Below are 17,435 nucleotides of genomic sequence, written 5' to 3'. Positions count from 1 at the left end.
TTGAAGAAAAAAATGGTTGTTTATCATTTGATTTTTATCTTTTTATTTTTTCCTATTTATTATTCCTATGCGAATCCGGCGATTTTACTTGCTCGTACGGCTATTGGTGCGGGTTTAGCCAGAATAATAGCGACGAGAGCTTCTGCTATTGCTGCTAATGATGCCGTGTATTTATCCTTAGTGAGTAATACAAGCCGTTCTATTTCAAGTTCACTGTTGAAACGTATTTCATCAAAGATAAGTGATAAATCAATTTATAAGTCCGTTGGAGGGGCGTTGAGCTGGGCTGGCGTGGGTTATAGCATTGGGACTATAAATGAAAATGCTTTTGTTTCTGATGAAATTAAAGTCGCTACGAGTGGTAAGAAAAGAGATGATGGTCGGTATGATGTTTTTATAAATGGAAAAAACTATATTTCAGATTTTGAGCCATCTCCAGATAATCCCTTTTTTATAACAATAAATACAACAGAAAATGGTGATGTCATTATTTCGGATTCATTAAATAACTCTTATCCATTTTATACTTATTTTAATAAGAAAATCATACAGGGTTATGATTGGGCAAGTGTTGCTTTGTCTTATTTTTATCAATATAAAAATTCAAATCAAAAAAAAGTTTGTGGATTAGCTGGAGTCGCTTGTAGTGTTGATTCGCCTAGCGTAAAGCGTATTAATAAAGATATGGGTTTTGTGACATTAGAATACGTGGGTGTCTATACTGAATCTCGGGGTTTTTATAAAAAAGGCGAGGTGGGAAAATTTGAGACTAATGTTCATGTTCATACTAATAGTGGTTTCAAAGGTATTCCAAAAGAACCTGAAAAACAGCCTAATCAAGTTAAAGAATCTTTTTTAAAAAAATTAAACGAGGTTTCGATAGATATTGATGAATTAACAAAATTTTATAATGATATATTTATGGAAGCTTCTTTATCTACGGATTATCAAGGCGTTCCCTATAGCTCAAGTAATGCAATTTCTAAGGAAGAAGTCACTTCCAGTAATCCTGAATTATCTAATCTTAAAAAAAGTGAATGGTTTAAACCTGCACAACTTAATTCTCATTCACCTATTCAGGTGATGCCATCATATTCCAATAATAATGAATCAGGTGATTTATCCGGCAATAATGTGGATTTTAAAGAGAATGATATTAAATATCCTGACTTAAAAATGCCAACGGCGGAACAGATATTACAGCCTTATAAGTCGTTTTTTCCCTTCTTGCAAAATTTTAGTTTACCGTCCCGTAATGTTCAGTGTCCGGTCTGGAGTGTTCCATTTTATGGCAAAGATTACAAAATTGACTCACATTGTCCGTTGATTGAACAAAACAGGGGAGTTATTGGAACCATATTTGCGTTGGTTTGGGCATTTATCGCATTGCGGAAATTATTAAGTGCATAGGTGATATATGGGACGATTATTTATTACGTTATTCAGTGGTGCATTTGAGTTTGTTTTTAAAGGAATTGTGCCTAAGTTTTTTTTGTTTTTTGCGTTGTTTTATATTACGACAGAGTTTATTCCTATTGTTATAGACGTGTTTTTGCTTAAATCGACAAATTTAGCGGAGCTTTTTGCTGCTTTGCCTGATGCGATTTGGTATTTCCTAAATTTATTACAGTTTCCATTTGGCGTGCCATTGGTGATATCAGCAATGGTGACGCGCTTTATTATCCGTAGATTGCCGATAATCGGGTAAGGGGATTCGTATGCCAATTACTGCTTATGTCGGCGTTCCTCGCTCCGGCAAGTCTTACGAGGTGGTGAAATCGGTTATTGTTCCTGCGATTGCGTCCGGTCGTCGTGTTGTTTCTAATATTTACGGGCTGAATGAGCAAAAAATAAAAGATTATTGCCTGAAACAAAATAAAAAATTGATGCATGAAAAATTAGGCTTATTGGTTCACGTTGAGAATGGTCAGTGTCTTGATGAAGATTTTTTACCGTCGATGGAAAATCAGTCTACCTTTTGTCAGGCTGGCGATTTGGTGGTGATTGATGAAGTTTGGCGGGTATGGGGCAGCGATAAAGATATTCCTAAAAATCATCGTTCGTTTATTGCTGAACATGGTCATTTTATCAATAAAAAGACGGGTATTATGTCTGATTTGGTGGTGATTAATCAGACGGTAACGGATATTCCCCGTTTTATTAAAGCCCGTATTGAAACAACCTATCGGATGCAAAAGCATGTTTCTCTGGGATTAAGTAATCGCTATCGGGTTGATGTGTTTCAAGGCGTTAAAATCACCAAATCGAATCGGATGAATTATTATCAGGAAAAATACGATAAGGCGATTTTTGAGCTTTATAAATCGGTTGAGGGAAATAATCCTAATACCTTAAAGACGGATAAACGGCAGTCTATTTTTTCATCAACAAAAGTGTTGATGTTAATGGTGCTTGTGCCTTTGGCTATTCTGGTTTCTCTTTATTTCGTTTATCAGTACTTCAATCAGTATTTAAATCCTGAAAAGCCGAAACATGCGCAATCTGTTAATTCTGTTTCTCAAAGTTCTAATCCAGTAGCTAGTTTTTCCATCCGTTCGTCTAAAGTGGTTTTATCGTCAAAATGGCGTATTACAGGGGAACTGCTCAGAGAAGGGAAAGCGTATGTCATTCTAGCGGATAAACAAGGGCAGTTACGTCTTGAGCCACGGAGTCAGTTTCAGTTTAACGGACGTCTTTTACAGGGAGAAATTGATGGGCAGTTAGTGAATTATTATTCAGGAGGTGGACAGTGAATAAAGCATTATGGGGGGGGGTATTTTTCTTTATTTTTTCTGTTGACGCAAAGAATGTTGATTTTAAGCTTGAAGCGGTTCCATTACCTAAAGCGATTTCGCTGATTTATGATGAAGTTTTGCAAAAGCCTTATATGCTTGACCCTAATTTAGCGAATGATTTGAGTTTAATGAGTTTTCATGCTACGGAAAAGCAGGATTTTAATCAGTTTATTATTCGTTATTTTGAGAATATGAATATTCGTGTTTATGAAAAACAAGGGGTGGTTTATCTGGTTAAGGTTAAGCCACCTGAACCTAAAGTAATCAAACAGAGTTTTGTTTATAATCCGATACACCGTGATGTTGACTATCTTCAGGGTTTTTTAAAGTCCGAAGGGGAGATTGCGGCTAATGGTGATAAATTGGTTTTTTACGGTACGAAAGAGGAGATTGTACGCGTTCAGCGTGTGTTGAGTTCTGTCGATACACCTTCACGTGAACTGGTTGTGACTGGTTATGTGTTTGAGGTTCAGGATATTGAAAAAGAAGGCAGTGGAATTAATTTATTAGCTAAATTATTGTCAGGAAAACTGGGCATTAATATTGGCATAAAACAAAATTATGAGAATTTTATTACGATTAATACGGGCAATCTGGATGCGATGATTGAATTATTTCGCACTGATAGCCGTTTTCATGTGGTGAGTAGTCCAACATTACGGGTTAAATCCGGTTCAAAAGGAAATTTTAGTGTAGGCTCTGATGTCCCTGTTTTATCCAGTGTGACTTATCAGGATGGTCGTCCTGTTCAGTCTGTTGAATACCGTTCAAGTGGGGTGATATTCGATATTCAGCCAACGATAAAAAGTCAGGCAATTGATTTAAAAATTCAGCAGCAATTATCTAACTTTGTGAAAACGGATACAGGCGTTAATCAATCTCCTACGTTGATTAAACGGGATATTGTCACTGATGTCACTGTAAAAAGTGGTGATGTGATTGTGCTTGGGGGTTTAGCAGAGAATAAGCTGGAAGAAGGGGGAACGGGTTTTAGTTTTTTGCCTAAAGGTTTTTTATCGGGTAAGTCTACGTCAAGGACTAAAACAGATATTGTCGTTTTATTACAGGTGAAAGTGATTTAAGTTTTCCGTTCATAAAAATCGTCCCCCGCAGCTGAGCGAGGAGGCAGATTTTTATGAACGGAGAACGAAGGTTGTCACGGGTAATAATCGTTATAATCTGTTCAGTTTTAAAATGTTGTTTGTTAAGCGTTACGCTGTTTTTTAGCGCTGTATAGCCAGACGTCCATCTGACTATACAGCTATCACATAAACCTAAGCAGAGGTCTATATGACTGTGTTCGATCCTACTCAATATCCAGAGTTACGCAATCTTTTTCCTGAATTAACGCCAGTGCAGTTTGAAACGGCATTGTTATTTGCTTTTGGCATTCCACAAAAAGAAATCTCAGTGTTGCGTTCAGTGGCGTATAAAGTGGTGAGACAGACGATAACAGAATCCAGAATGAAATTTGAGCCAGCGTCATTGACGGGATTATTAACGGTATTTCATGTTCGTTTAGTGTTATTTGCTTTGTATGATTGCCAGCAACGCATTCGTAAGACATAAAAAAGGCTGTCAATCTAGGTGCGTTAAACGCACCTAGGGTATTTTATTCGATGAGATAATATCGATTCGGTATTAGGTCATAACTTCTAAAATCAATTATGAAATACCGCCACTTCTGATTTTGAGTCGCATCACACTAACATCAGGAAAACCCGCTACTTTATGGCGGGCTTTTTTTTATGTTTTAAAATGTCCGTCAGGACATGTAAGGCGGCAGATTGAAATCACAAAGATAACTGAATGGAAAACCGCCGAAGCCAGGGGGGACTAATCGAGTAGCAGGAAACCCTGCGCTTGCGCCTCCTGCCAAGCCTGTTTTTTTGCAATGTCAATTGTTAGTATTAGTGTTTGAGTGAAGATACTGAGTAAAAACAATGATGAAATACTTATTGGTGTTGACCTTGAGTTCATTAGTTCTGGTTGGGTGTAAAAATGGTTTTTCAAAATACACACTAGAAGAAAAAAAAGCGATTATAAAAAAGCATGATAGAGAATGGCGAAAGCGACAAATTTGCGAGCGTAGATATAGAGAGAAACCTTCATTATTACTAGATTGTGTCAGTGATATAGATGATCCCGATTTTGAACATATGTATTAAGGTTCGCACAATATTTAGATATTATGTTAATTAATGGTTGATACTATGCAAAGATTAACGGTTTTTCTATGATTTGATTCATAAACTGGCAAAAATAAATAGTTATTTAGTACGGAGTGATCTTTTTTCTTCTAACGTTTTATTTTTTTAGCGGAAACTAATGAGATGCTGTAATTCTTATCAGAGTCAGGTAGCATATATTTATTTACCGCTTTTTATCAAAATTGATTAGTCACGTTTATTAGGGATACCAGTGTCTACTGCGGAAATTATCAATATTACATCCCCGGCTCGGCAAGTGTTGCAGCAGATTTTTGGTTATCAGCAATTTCGGCCAGGCCAAGAACAAATTATTAATACTATACTTACCAAGCAAGATTGTTTGGTCGTCATGCCAACCGGGGGAGGAAAATCTCTCTGTTATCAAATACCCGCTTTAATTTTGCCCGGCTTAACAATAGTAGTTTCCCCCCTAATTTCATTAATGAAAGATCAAGTTGATCAGCTTTCTCAGTATGGTATCGAAGCCAGTTATCTTAATTCAAGCCAAACTGGGCAACAGCAAAAGCAGGTCATTGAGTATTGTCGACAAGGCAAAATAAAATTACTTTATATTGCTCCAGAACGATTGGTTATGGATAATTTTCTTGATCGATTGCCAAAATTAAATCCGGTTTTATTGGCTGTCGATGAAGCCCATTGTATTTCACAGTGGGGACATGATTTTCGTCCTGAATATCGAGCATTAGGGCAATTGCGGCGTCGCTTTTCGCAGTTACCGGTTATTGCCTTAACCGCCACTGCGGATCAAACAACGCGTAATGATATTATTCACGGTCTTGAACTGTGTGAACCACTTGTCCATATTAGCAGCTTCGATCGACCTAATATTCGTTATACTTTAGTAGAAAAATATAAGCCTCTTGATCAACTTTGGTTTTTTATTAAAGGACAAAAAGGTAACAGTGGTATTGTTTATTGCAATAGTCGCAGTAAAGCGGAAGAGACAGCTGAGCGATTGCATAAACGCGGTTTAAGTGCGGCGGCTTATCATGCTGGTCTTGATAATACACAACGCGCCAAAGTACAAGATGCTTTTCAAAAAGATGACTTGCAAGTGGTGGTAGCAACGGTGGCATTTGGTATGGGAATTAATAAATCTAATGTCCGTTTTGTCGTCCATTTTGATATTGCCCGTAATATAGAATCTTATTATCAAGAAACGGGGAGAGCTGGGCGTGATGGCTTAGCTGCAGAGGCAATCTTATTTTATGATCCTGCTGATTTATCCTGGTTGCGTCGTTGTTTAGCGGAAAAGCCTGCCGGACAATTGCAAGAAATTGAACGTCATAAATTGAATGCGATGAGCGCTTTTGCCGAGGCGCAAACCTGTCGCCGGCTAGTATTGTTAAATTATTTTGGTGAAAATCGGCAGCAGCCTTGTGGTAACTGCGATATTTGTTTAGATCCACCGAAACGGTATGATGGCCTAATTGATGCTCAGAAAGTACTTTCTTGTATTTATCGAACAGGGCAGCGTTTTGGTATCGGCTATATTGTTGACATTTTGCGCGGTGCGAATCATCAACGTATTCGTGAATTTGGCCATGATAAGTTGCCAGTTTATGGCTTAGGTAAAGAACAGAGTCATGAGCATTGGGTGAGTGTGTGTCGGCAACTTATTCATATGGGGTTAGTGAGCCAAAATATTGCCCATTTTTCAGCATTACAATTAACAGAAGCGGCTCGACCGATATTGCGTGGCCAGGTGCCATTACAGCTGGCTGTTGCTAGAGTCTTATCGAAAAAAAGCCGTAATCAGCAAAATAAAAACTACCAAAGTCATTATGATAAAAAATTATTTGCTAAATTACGTCAATTGCGAAAAGTTATTGCGAATGAAGAAAATATTCCACCTTTTGTTGTTTTTAACGATGCCACTTTAATAGAGATGGCGGAGCGATATCCTGTCCAGCCGAATGAATTACTATTGATTAATGGTGTAGGCCAAAGAAAATTAGCGCGATTTGGAGAAGCATTCATGACATTGATTCGTGATCATCTGGCTGGTTTTGAATGAATTGAGGAGCAATTATGACGCCTGACATGCTAAAAGCGAGTTGGCTGACGCGTGAATCTCAGTTTTTAGCTTTTGCTAATGGTCCGCTTTTAGATTTTTGGAAAATGCGTGATGAAGCAGAATTTATTGGCGTCGATAATATTCCTATTCGTTATGTAAAAATTTGCTCCGCTCAGCATGATAAAGCGATTGTCATTTTGCCCGGACGCAGTGAAAGTTATGTAAAATATCCTGAAGTTGCTTATGATTTTTATCATCTTGGTTATGATATTTTTATCATAGATCATCGTGGACAAGGTCGATCGGGAAGAATGTTGGCCGATCCTCAAAAGGGACATGTCGAAAAATTTACTGATTATATTGATGATTTTGAATCTTTTATCACCCTTGAGATTAAGCCGCGATACTATTCACGTCGTTATGCACTCTCCCATTCAATGGGAGGGGCTATTCTCGGTGGCTATCTGTTAAGTGATAGTCTGATTTTTAATGCCGCAGTTTTATGTGCTCCGATGCTGGGCATTAATTTACCGGTCTCACGTTGGTTGGCAAATTTTATCATTCAGTGTGCTGAGGCGAGCGCTAATACCCGTGATGATTATGCAGTATCAACCGGTAAATGGCAGCCATTACCCTATATTATTAACATATTGACTCATAGTTATGAACGTTATCGGCGTTATTTACGTTATTATGCTGATTATCCTGAATTACGTATTGGAGGTCCAACTTATCATTGGATCGGAGAAAGTCTGCAGTTTTGTACTAGTTTAATTGAAAAAGCGGGAGAAATTGAGGTTCCGCTTATGCTATTACAAGCGAGTGAAGATAAGGTTGTTAGTAATCGGGATATTCAGAAATTTTGTCTCGCTCGACAAAAAATGCAGATGGGAAGAGGGGAAAAGCTACCTTTAATTATAGAAGGGGCAGACCACGAAATATTATTTGAAAATGATGTGTTACGTGCTATGGCACTTAATGCAATTTGTGATTTTTTTGATCAACATTGATTAACCAAGGAAAAACAATGACGTATTCTGTTGTTGCTTCAGATTTAGATGGTACTTTACTATCTCCTGACCACACTTTACCGCTATATACAAAAGAAACGTTAAAATTATTAGCAGAAAAAAATATTCATTTCATTTTTGCTACGGGTCGCCACTATATTGATGTTGATCAGATCCGTAATGGGTTAGGTATTAATGCTTATATGATCACATCTAATGGTGCTAGGGTACATAATACTAATGGCGAGCTTATCTTAAAGCATAATCTTGATCCTAATATTGTTCATGAGCTCTGTCTAATGGAGTTTGATAATCCAAATATTCTGACAAACTATTATTCTAGCAATAATTGGTTAATTAATCGGGAGAGCCCAGAACAAAAAGCATTTTTTAAAGAGTCTGTTTTTCACTATCAACTTTTTGAGCGTGATAATTTTTCTACGACCGATGTGAGCAAAGTCTATTTTACTTGTGAAGATCATCAGCAATTATTGCTATTACAGGAACAAATAAGCAATCGTTGGGGCAATCGTATCAACGTTAGTTTTTCATTACCAAGTTGTTTAGAAGTTATGAATGGTAGTGTTTCCAAAGGAAATGCATTAAAACAGGTAGCCAATTTATTAGGCTATACTTTGCAGGATTGTATCGCTTTTGGTGATGGAATGAATGATTATGAAATGTTAACGATGGCGGGAAAAGGCTGCATAATGAAAAACTCACATCAATTATTGCGAGATAATTTACCCGATATGGAAATAATTGGTTCTAATGAAGAAGAAGCGGTTTCTTATTATTTGCGTCGACTTTATAGTGGTATTTAAATATTTGCTGCAGATAAAAACCATCTAAATTGAGGTTACGAAAATTCACTTTAGAAAACAACAAAATAATTTATTATTAATTTGCTAAAGTGATTTTGTTTTTTAATTATATCAACAAGTCAATTAATAATGAATTTTTAAAATTTATTATGACTTATATTTATATTATGGAAAATAAATTGCTTAAATCTATTTTTGATTTTTATAGTGCGAAATAAAGGGATACTAAGATTAACTATTATCTTAGTATAATTTTTGAAGCGTTAGTTATAAAAAGGAGCTGGCGATATGAGAAAATTAATTCTGGTATTTACGCTAGGAATATTGAGTTATGGTTCTTTGGTCTCTGCTGATATAACAAATACAAAATCTAATGTAATAACGCAATTACAGCAATTAGCTGAACAAGGTAATGATAAAGCTCAGTATGAATTGGGGGAAAAATATTTTCGTGGACAAGGAATTTCTCAAGATTTCAAACAGTCCGTTGTTTGGTATTTGAAATCGGCTGAATTAGGTAATGCAGATGCGCAGTTTAGGCTCGCTACCATGTATGTTAATGGTTTTGGTGTTAGGCGTAATTATGATCAGGCAATAGAATGGTACCAGAGGGCAGCAATCCAACAACATGTTCGTGCGCAAAGCAATATGGCTACTATGTATGCTCATGGATTAGGTGTGAAACGAAATTTACCGGAAGCAGCATATTGGTTTGAGCAAGCATCAAAAGGGGGTTATGCATTGGCACAATTTAATTTGGGATTAATGTATAGTATTGGCAACGGTGTGATAAAAGATTACAAAAAAGCCGTCTATTGGTTCAAGCACGCCGCAAAACAGGGATATGCTAAAGCTCAGGATCGTTTAGGTGTTATGTATGCAGAGGGACATGGTGTTAATAAAGATAATAAAAAGGCCTATGCATGGTTAGCTACCGCCGCTTGTAATGGTAATAAAGAAAGTCAAAAATTTCATGATAAGATCGGAAAATTGTTTTCTGTTAAAGAAATGAAGGCAGCAGAGGCATTAGCTGAACGTTATATTAAAAAGTATCCCACCCCAATTGATTAAAAATTAATTACTAGATTAAATCCATTATATATTAAAAATAATATTATATTTATTTTAAAAATAAATATGATATATTTTGTTTAAATTTTATGCGAGTTATCCCTATTATTTAATGGCGAAAGTTCATTGCACTTTATAATTCTCCTGCTTTTCTTGCTAGGTTGCGCCCGGATCTATTTTTTGTTGCACTTTTTAATAGGTTATTACTGGCTATATCAATTCGAGCTTGAAAGGGAGGAAACGGTAGCGTGATCCCATGCTGCGCAAAACCGATTAATATATTTTGATGAACTTCATGTCGGGCTGGCATCCTATGCCCCATTTCTGCCGCGTAGATACGTAATTCAAAGATTTGAATGCCTTGTTGTAAATCAACCAGATATACCTCAGGTGCCGGGTTAGTTAAAATCATCGGTGTTTTCTCAGCAGCATTCAGTAAGATCCGACTGATCTCGGCACTATCTATATCAGCGGGTGCTGGAATGGTTAAAACAATACGCGTGATGGTATCGGATAACGACCAGTTAATGAATTGTTCGGTAATAAATGCCTTATTAGGAACAATAATTTCTTTGCGATCCCAATCTGTCAAGGTTGTTGCCCTAGTATTGATTTTGGTAATGCTACCTGTTAAGTCACGGATAGTGACGGTATCGCCAATACGAATTGGTTTCTCAAATAAGATCATTAAACCTGAGATGATATTGGTAAAGATTTCTTGGAGACCAAAACCTAGTCCAACACCCATGGCAGCAATTAACCATTGTAGTTTTGACCACTCAATCCCAAGCATCGAAAATGCAACTAAGCTACCTATAAGCGCAATAGTATATTTAGTCAAAGTAGTGATTGCATAACCTGTTCCGGGAGTTAAATCAAGGTGTTGTAACAGGGCGAGTTCCAATAATGCCGGCAAATTTCTAATTAGTTGTGCAGTAATTATAATAATAAGAATAGTAATAAAGAGAGAGCTGAGGGTAATAGGTTGAATGGTATCTACACCATTTATCGTGGTAGTTACATTCCAAAGCCGGACATTTTCCAGAAAAGAGAATGCTGAATGTAGCTCAGACCAAATTAAAATCAGTGAGACTAACGCTATCATGGTAAGAATAGAACGCACTAGACCTAAAGACTGGGCACTGATTGTATCTAAGTCAATTGTACTTTCTTCGATATCGACTAAGGCTTCGCCGCTACTATTAATATTACTATTATTGTCACCTTCATCTTTTGCCCGTTGAGCGAGAATGTCAGCGCGCCGTTGTTTTGCTCTTTCAAAAGCAATTTTACGCCGTTGGATAGACATCCAGCGGCGGATAATGTGATAAATAATCAGTAAAAAAAACCAGATTGCAACAGAGGTTTCTAGCCTGGCTAAAAGCTCTTCGGATGTTGAAAGATAACCCAAGAGTGCTGCAACAGCAGAAAAAATTGGCGCTATGATAAGTAATAACCACAATAAATTGCTAATTGCATTCTCGCCTGAGCCGTGGCGATCTAAATAAAGGGGTACGCCAACCCTTTTGAGGTTATGTGTAATTAGACTTAGCGCAATACACAATAATAAGAAGCAAAGTCTACCTAAGCTTGGAGCAAATTCACGGTCATTGTAATATTCAAACGTAATCAAGGCCATCATCAACGGCACTATGACAAAAACTGATAGTTGATAATAACGCATTGCTCTTTTTACGTTTTCTTCTGACCAACCAAAATGAGAAATAAACAATCCATTTGGCAGTGCAAAAGTGGCACTAATCATAAAAACCCATAAAACCGGTGTTGTCGCTCTCACACCTGAGCCAATAGCTGTGGCCATTGGGAATTGCCAGGCGCTTTGTAGGCCGTAACCAATCGCTGACCATAAAATAGGTAAAGGAAGTGCAATCAGAATAGACCAAAATACGGTTCGTAAGGTTAGCGCAAAGCGATCCTGGGTTACTTTACCGATCCGTGTACTGGCACGAAGAAGAAAATTATTGTAATGCTGATGGGTACTAATGCTAAAGATGACGATAGCAACAGCAGCGAGCAGGTATAACAAGCTATCCTGGCTGGCGAAGATAACGCTAATTGCTCCACTAAGTTGAGATAGCGTATCTAACGATAGTAAGCGAGTCAGATCTTTTACTATTGTAATTGGATAGTTGAGATTTATAGGATCGGTATCCGCGATCCAGAACATATAACGATGGGTCGCATCTTTGATATCTGTTAATGCATCTGTTAACTGGGTTGCTGCAACGTTTAGCTTGGTTAATTCCAATATTTCACTGTCATAACCAGAAATTATTGAGCTTAATAATTCTTTCCGAGTTTGGACGAGTGACTCATAAATTTGCGTTTGTTCTGCCGTGAAATTTTTTGTTTCGGCTTGCTTTTCCTCAGCCTCTTTATTGTTGGGGTTGAGATTTTCCAACATATCTTGGTACTTAAGGCGATCAATACGCTTGTTGACAATTTCTCTGTCAATTTGCTGATTTTTTGGAATTTCTGGCAAATGGTATAACTGTGCGCGTAATGCTTCACCCAAAGTCGTTGAACCACTTAACCATTGGGCTTGCTCGCGAATTGTGCCAAGTGCTTGACGAACGGTTAGTATATCACTGGAAGTCTGGCGTTGCCTTTGTTCAATATCATTTATTCTGTATGCTTGTTCATTAAGCCGTTGTGATAATTTACGGTTTAGTTGCAATTGCTCTGTTAAAAATTTAGGCAGTTCCCCGCCTTGAGCAGCAAGCATTTCAGTGTGTTTAAGTGCCAATTGTGCTTTCTGTTGGCGCTGAAAGTTTAGATGATTTCGTAGTTGTTGAAGCTCTTGATCAATTTGCTGATAACGTTTTTTAAAAAGCTCAATGCGTAAGCGTGCAATTTCTTGGCGATTATTGGCTGAAAGCTGGGCTATTTCTAGTTCATTGGTTTTTGACTTTCTTGCCGTGACTTCTGTTTGCGCTAAATTATATTGTGCTTCGGCTAAAGGAGAAACCGGAACAGGCAGGGATTCCAGTCTTACTATAGCGTCAGAAAGCAGGCGGCGAGCATCTAATAATTGTTGAGGTAATGTTACAAGAGAGTCGCTAATTTCACGATTTCTATCCTGTTCTCGCTGAATTTGTCTGCCTTGCTCAAGTAATTGACTACTAGCCTGAACAATACGTTGCTCTAGTTCCAGAATAGTTATATTGGTTGGTATAGTAACTGTTTTATTACTCTCAATAAGAAATTGTTGTTGTAATTCCTTTATGATTTTGGGGAAATCATCAATCGCTTCTTGATAAGCGCGGGTTTTTTTTTCTGATTCTTGCGCCTCAGATAACCAATTAAGCGCAACTTGTAATGCCTGAATAATTTCTGCATTTTTGGCGTTTTTATTTGCTTCAAGTTGTTTAATCTCTTTTTTAATCTGTATTTCATCAAGATTAATCGCTGCAAATACAGGTATCGTGATGAATAAGAGACTAAATAGTATGCAGACTATCAGGCGCACAATAGGATTCCTCAGATAAATTATTCAGTTCCATCTATTAAATTATGTGGACTAGTATGTTCCCCAGTATTTGCATAAATTGATTCTGCTAATAATTCACCTACTCGCGTGACGGTTCCTGGCTCTAATGCAGAATTAAGCTTAATATGGTTAAATTCAAACAAATTGATAACGGTTGAACCCAGTTTGAATTTTCCCATTTCTTCGCCTTTTTTCAGATAAACGGCTCCTGTTTTATCTTTTTCTGGATAAGTCCAGCGTTTGATAATCCCTTCACGTTCATTATTGACGCAGCCACACCAGCAGGTATCTATGCTGCCGACAATTGTTGCACCTATTAGAATTTGTGCCATTTTGCCAATCGACGTGTCAAAAATACAGATTAGACGTTCATTACGAGCAAAAAGATTGGGAACGTTTGTTGCAGTCAGTTGGTTAACGGAAAAGAGATCACCAGGAACATAAATCATTTCAGTTAGTAAACCGTCACAAGGCATATGGACCCGATGATAATCACGTGGAGATAAGTAAGTAGTTACAAACGCCCCATTACGAAATTTATCAGCCAGTATATAATTACCGGCTAATAATGCCGCTAAACTATAAGAATGGCCTTTAGCTTGTAAGATCTGCTCATCTACAATTAATCCTAATTGGCTTATGACCCCATCGGCAGGTAGAGCAAGTTGGTTGCTGCCGACAACAATAGGACGAATATTTTCTTTTAATGGGCGAGTAAAAAATTCATTAAAGGTAGAATAAGCTGAAAATTCGCTTTCTTTTGCTTCCGTCATATCAACTTTATAAAATTTGGCAAAAAGCTTAATCATTAACTGAGTAAATCCAGCCGCTTTTTGATCTGCAAGCCAACCAGCTAAATGTGTTAGCCCTTGTTTTGGTAGTAGATATTGTAGCTTGATCTTTATTTTTTCCAGCACATTAACCTCTAGTCTGATTCTAATGTTATTGGGTTGTAATCAAAAAAAGATAGTCATTGTACCTATGCTTTTCATGAATTCCAGAGTTATATTTATAACTATTTATTATCTATAAAAGGTCTACGTGGTTTTATTTGTTCCATGCTTGCTAAAATACGATGATAATTTTCAAAACGTGATTTTGCTATTTTTCCAGCGGTTACTGCTTGTAGTAAAGCACATCCAGGATCATCTAAATGCTTACAATCACGAAATTTACAGTATCCCAAGTATTGCCTAAATTCGACAAAGCCTTTAGTTATTTGTTCCTTTGTCAGATGCCATAAGCCAAATTCACGGATACCTGGTGAATCAATAAGATCGCCTCCTTTGGCGAAATGGTAAAGGCGCGCAGTTGTGGTTGTATGTTGACCTAATCCTGAATTATCAGATACTTGGTTGGTTAAAATTTTTTCTTCATTATTAGGTAGTAAGTTATTTATCAAACTAGACTTACCAACACCTGATTGTCCAACAAAAATAGATATTTTTCCTATAAGGGTCTTAATAAGCGTATCAATTCCTTCATTAGTACGGCTAGACACCTCCAAAACTTCATAACCAATATTATGATAAAGTTTTATTACTTTACTTATCTCTTTCCTGTTCTCTATATTGAGTAGGTCAATTTTATTTAAAATAATAATTGGTGCAACATTAAGTGTTTCGCAGGCAACTAAATAACGATCAATAATATTTAATGATAATTGAGGTAAGATTGCTGAAACAATGATCGCTTGGTCGATATTAGCCGCGATCGGTCTGAGTCCGTCATAGTAATCGGGGCGAGTTAAGAGAGAGGTCCGTTCATAGACTGCTTCAATGACACCGTTAACTTTTATATTAGATTGCTGATATAGCGCAGGACGCCAAATAACCCGATCACCTGTGACTAATGAATGGATTGTTCGACGAATATTGCAGCGTTGAATGTCACCTTCATTTGTCTCGATATCTGCATGCTGACCAAAACGGCTAATAACTAATCCTTCCTGAGGAATGCCAAGCTGATTATCATCAATATCTTGCTGAGATTGTTTTTTTAGCTTAGTTTGATGGTTTACATCTATTCGGCGTTGTTGGCCTTTAGTAAATTTCTTTTTAGCCACCTGACCTCACTAGTTTTATTGGTTTATTAATTGAGTTCATTATCAAGCGTTATCGTAGTTGTGCTTTTAAGAAGCTATCATACACTAAGTATTGCATGCTATCAGTTTAGAATGGAACCTAGGATATAACATGGTAAATCGTGAGAACAATTTAATTTGGATAGATTTGGAAATGACGGGATTAGATCCGCAACAGGATCGCATTATTGAGATTGCAACCATCGTCACGGATTCCAATCTGACAATTTTATCCGAAGGGCCAGTGATCGCCATTCATCAATCGGAGCAACAGTTATCACTTATGGATGAGTGGAATATTAAAACTCATACTGAAAGTGGACTGATTGATAGAGTTAAATCTAGTCAATATGATGAAAAAAAAGCAGAGTTAGCCACAATAGCATTTTTAGAAAAGTGGGTGCCTATTGGCGTTTCACCTATTTGTGGTAATAGTGTTGCTCAAGACCGTCGTTTTTTATTCAAATATATGCCTGAGTTGGAAAAATACTTTCATTATCGTTATTTAGATGTTAGTACCTTAAAAGAGCTGGCTCGGCGTTGGAAGCCTGATATATTACCCGGTTTTACAAAAAAAAATACCCATAAGGCTTTAGAAGATATAAGGGAATCTATTGCAGAATTAGATTATTATCGCCAACACTTTATCAACCTTTAAGTCGTGTTATTATCATGCTGATTATGAGCTATTTGCTGCTTTAATCAGCATTTAGACTGAAAATAGATTTTTTATGGCAAAAGTACTTGTCTGTTTGGCAATTTTTCGTATAATTCGCAACCCATAGTGATTGGTAATATTGTTGTTATAAATATGCGGGAATAGCTCAGTTGGTAGAGCACGACCTTGCCAAGGTCGGGGTCGCGAGTTCGAGTCTCGTTTCCCGCTCCAAGTTCTCTTTTTATCATAATTAACATAAAAATCTGTGATATAATTTGTTGTTTTTTTTACTTGTTTTTCATTCTTTCAGCTTGTTAGCCACTCAGAATTTAGTGACTATTTATATCTATTTTGTTGGTGAATTTTTATTTTTCTGTTTGGATTGTATTTAATGATAAGAATAAAATTTTTTATTGCACTCTGATAAAAACCGTCTATTTTTAAATAGGAGATTAGCTACTGAAAGAAGTCACAGTCTTGCTTCATAGTCAACAATTATATAGCTAGTCGAGAAAAATTTATTTGAAAAATCGGGCACATAGGACTTGCAAATCGTATCTGCTAGGCATAGAATTCCACTCCCCCAATTTTGAAGTAGGTGTTACGGCATATACTTTATCAGTGAAGTGAACCATGTGGTGTCATTCTTGGCAGGGAAATTGTTTTAGTACTTAAAATGTATTTTAGGTGAATTGATGTTGTTATCTACATTAATCTTAGAAATTTTATGGCTAAAGTTGCTACATTTTCTCAGTTAAAATGTTTTAATAACTGATTCATTTACAATTGAATTTTGGTTATAGCACATCGTGTGTCTTTTGCTTTGTTGCACAGAGTTATCCACAGAAAAATACATTTTTTTATCGCTATCACTATTGATACTTTTCTTCATGAATTTCATTTAACCTATTGAAAACATTTTAAAAAATATTTATATTTTTTGATGATTGATTATATAATAATTTTTTTATGATCAATGCATTTTTATTTTATACACAAGTAAAATTGAAGTATCTAACTCTTGAAAATATTGATGTTAGTCAATAGATATTGTTCGCAAGACGCTATTATTATTTGGGTAAGGTTTTATTTATAATAGAAGTATTATTTTATTGATATATTTCAAGGTGTAACTAGGTAGCGCAATATAATATTTTTTAGTTAGCGGGCATTTATCTATGTTTCGATATAATATAGCGCCTCTTTAGTCATGTAAAAAAGCTTCTCTTAACCAA

13 protein-coding genes, 1 tRNA gene and 1 pseudogene are annotated in these 17,435 nt (G+C 36.6%); 12 read left to right on the top strand and 3 right to left on the bottom strand.

What is annotated here, in order from left to right; genetic code table 11:
* The 10 genes and pseudogenes from G468_RS0103205 to G468_RS0103160 all read left to right on the top strand — a co-directional run.
* Window positions 1-1,410: pseudogene (locus G468_RS0103205) on the top strand (hypothetical protein); the annotation flags it as partial.
* A 7-nt stretch (window positions 1,411-1,417) separates the two neighbouring features.
* Window positions 1,418-1,708: a DUF2523 family protein gene (locus G468_RS0103200; RefSeq protein ID WP_026821880.1), complete on the top strand. Its 291-nt coding sequence runs from the start codon at window positions 1,418-1,420 to the stop codon at window positions 1,706-1,708.
* Between the two features lie 10 nt (window positions 1,709-1,718).
* Window positions 1,719-2,753 carry a zonular occludens toxin family protein gene (locus G468_RS0103195; RefSeq protein ID WP_026821879.1) on the top strand — a complete coding sequence of 345 codons (1,035 nt, stop codon included), beginning with the start codon at window positions 1,719-1,721 and terminating at the stop codon, window positions 2,751-2,753.
* Window positions 2,750-3,877 (top strand): type II secretion system protein GspD, encoded by a 1,128-nt coding sequence (locus G468_RS0103190; protein ID WP_026821878.1) that lies wholly within the window; start codon window positions 2,750-2,752, stop codon window positions 3,875-3,877. Before G468_RS0103195 ends, G468_RS0103190 begins: the two co-directional genes overlap by 4 nt.
* 208 nt (window positions 3,878-4,085) lie before the next feature.
* Window positions 4,086-4,364, top strand: a complete 279-nt coding sequence (locus tag G468_RS0103185) for a hypothetical protein (protein WP_026821877.1) — start codon at window positions 4,086-4,088, stop codon at window positions 4,362-4,364.
* A gap of 401 nt (window positions 4,365-4,765) precedes the next feature.
* Window positions 4,766-4,963: a hypothetical protein gene (locus G468_RS0103180; RefSeq protein WP_135677423.1), complete on the top strand. Its 198-nt coding sequence runs from the start codon at window positions 4,766-4,768 to the stop codon at window positions 4,961-4,963.
* A 253-nt stretch (window positions 4,964-5,216) separates the two neighbouring features.
* Window positions 5,217-7,043, top strand: a complete 1,827-nt coding sequence (gene recQ / locus G468_RS0103175; RefSeq protein WP_026821875.1) for an ATP-dependent DNA helicase RecQ — start codon at window positions 5,217-5,219, stop codon at window positions 7,041-7,043.
* Window positions 7,044-7,057: 14 nt separating this feature from the next.
* Window positions 7,058-8,053 carry a lysophospholipase L2 gene (gene pldB, locus G468_RS0103170; RefSeq protein ID WP_026821874.1) on the top strand — a complete coding sequence of 332 codons (996 nt, stop codon included), beginning with the start codon at window positions 7,058-7,060 and terminating at the stop codon, window positions 8,051-8,053.
* A gap of 17 nt (window positions 8,054-8,070) precedes the next feature.
* Complete coding sequence (gene yigL / locus G468_RS0103165; RefSeq protein ID WP_026821873.1) at window positions 8,071-8,877, top strand: sugar/pyridoxal phosphate phosphatase YigL; 807 nt, start codon at window positions 8,071-8,073, stop codon at window positions 8,875-8,877.
* 288 nt (window positions 8,878-9,165) lie between these two features.
* Window positions 9,166-9,948: a tetratricopeptide repeat protein gene (locus tag G468_RS0103160; protein ID WP_026821872.1), complete on the top strand. Its 783-nt coding sequence runs from the start codon at window positions 9,166-9,168 to the stop codon at window positions 9,946-9,948.
* Between the two features lie 133 nt (window positions 9,949-10,081).
* Here the strand turns inward: G468_RS0103160 and mscM are convergent, their stop codons facing one another.
* From mscM to rsgA, 3 genes are all read right to left on the bottom strand, one after another.
* On the bottom strand, window positions 10,082-13,438 hold the full coding sequence (gene mscM / locus G468_RS0103155) for a miniconductance mechanosensitive channel MscM (RefSeq protein ID WP_026821871.1): 3,357 nt from the start codon (window positions 13,436-13,438) through the stop codon (window positions 10,082-10,084).
* 20 nt (window positions 13,439-13,458) lie between these two features.
* Window positions 13,459-14,376: an archaetidylserine decarboxylase gene (gene asd / locus G468_RS0103150; protein WP_210409093.1), complete on the bottom strand. Its 918-nt coding sequence runs from the start codon at window positions 14,374-14,376 to the stop codon at window positions 13,459-13,461.
* A gap of 98 nt (window positions 14,377-14,474) precedes the next feature.
* A complete protein-coding gene (gene rsgA / locus G468_RS0103145; RefSeq protein ID WP_026821869.1) occupies window positions 14,475-15,524 on the bottom strand; it encodes a small ribosomal subunit biogenesis GTPase RsgA in 1,050 nt (349 codons plus the stop codon).
* Between the two features lie 130 nt (window positions 15,525-15,654).
* Between rsgA and orn the strand changes: the two genes are divergently transcribed.
* Both orn and G468_RS0103135 read left to right on the top strand, forming a co-directional pair.
* Entirely contained in the window at window positions 15,655-16,200 is a 546-nt protein-coding gene (orn, locus tag G468_RS0103140) for an oligoribonuclease (RefSeq protein ID WP_026821868.1), read from the top strand.
* Between the two features lie 155 nt (window positions 16,201-16,355).
* Window positions 16,356-16,431 (top strand) — tRNA-Gly (locus G468_RS0103135).
* Window positions 16,432-17,435 lie beyond the last annotated feature (1,004 nt).

The sequence above is a fragment of the Arsenophonus nasoniae DSM 15247 genome (assembly GCF_000429565.1).
Taxonomy (GTDB): domain Bacteria; phylum Pseudomonadota; class Gammaproteobacteria; order Enterobacterales; family Enterobacteriaceae; genus Arsenophonus; species Arsenophonus nasoniae.
This window is presented reverse-complemented; position numbering and strand designations above follow the sequence as displayed.

Excerpts from the sequence above, each read along its gene's own strand:
- G468_RS0103200 (WP_026821880.1), top strand. The coding sequence starts at position 1,418 with ATGGGACGATTATTTATTACGTTATTCAGTGGTGCATTTGAGTTTGTT.
- G468_RS0103195 (WP_026821879.1), top strand. The coding sequence starts at position 1,719 with ATGCCAATTACTGCTTATGTCGGCGTTCCTCGCTCCGGCAAGTCTTAC.
- G468_RS0103185 (WP_026821877.1), top strand. The coding sequence starts at position 4,086 with ATGACTGTGTTCGATCCTACTCAATATCCAGAGTTACGCAATCTTTTT.
- pldB (WP_026821874.1), top strand. The coding sequence starts at position 7,058 with ATGACGCCTGACATGCTAAAAGCGAGTTGGCTGACGCGTGAATCTCAG.
- yigL (WP_026821873.1), top strand. The coding sequence starts at position 8,071 with ATGACGTATTCTGTTGTTGCTTCAGATTTAGATGGTACTTTACTATCT.
- G468_RS0103160 (WP_026821872.1), top strand. The coding sequence starts at position 9,166 with ATGAGAAAATTAATTCTGGTATTTACGCTAGGAATATTGAGTTATGGT.
- orn (WP_026821868.1), top strand. The coding sequence starts at position 15,655 with ATGGTAAATCGTGAGAACAATTTAATTTGGATAGATTTGGAAATGACG.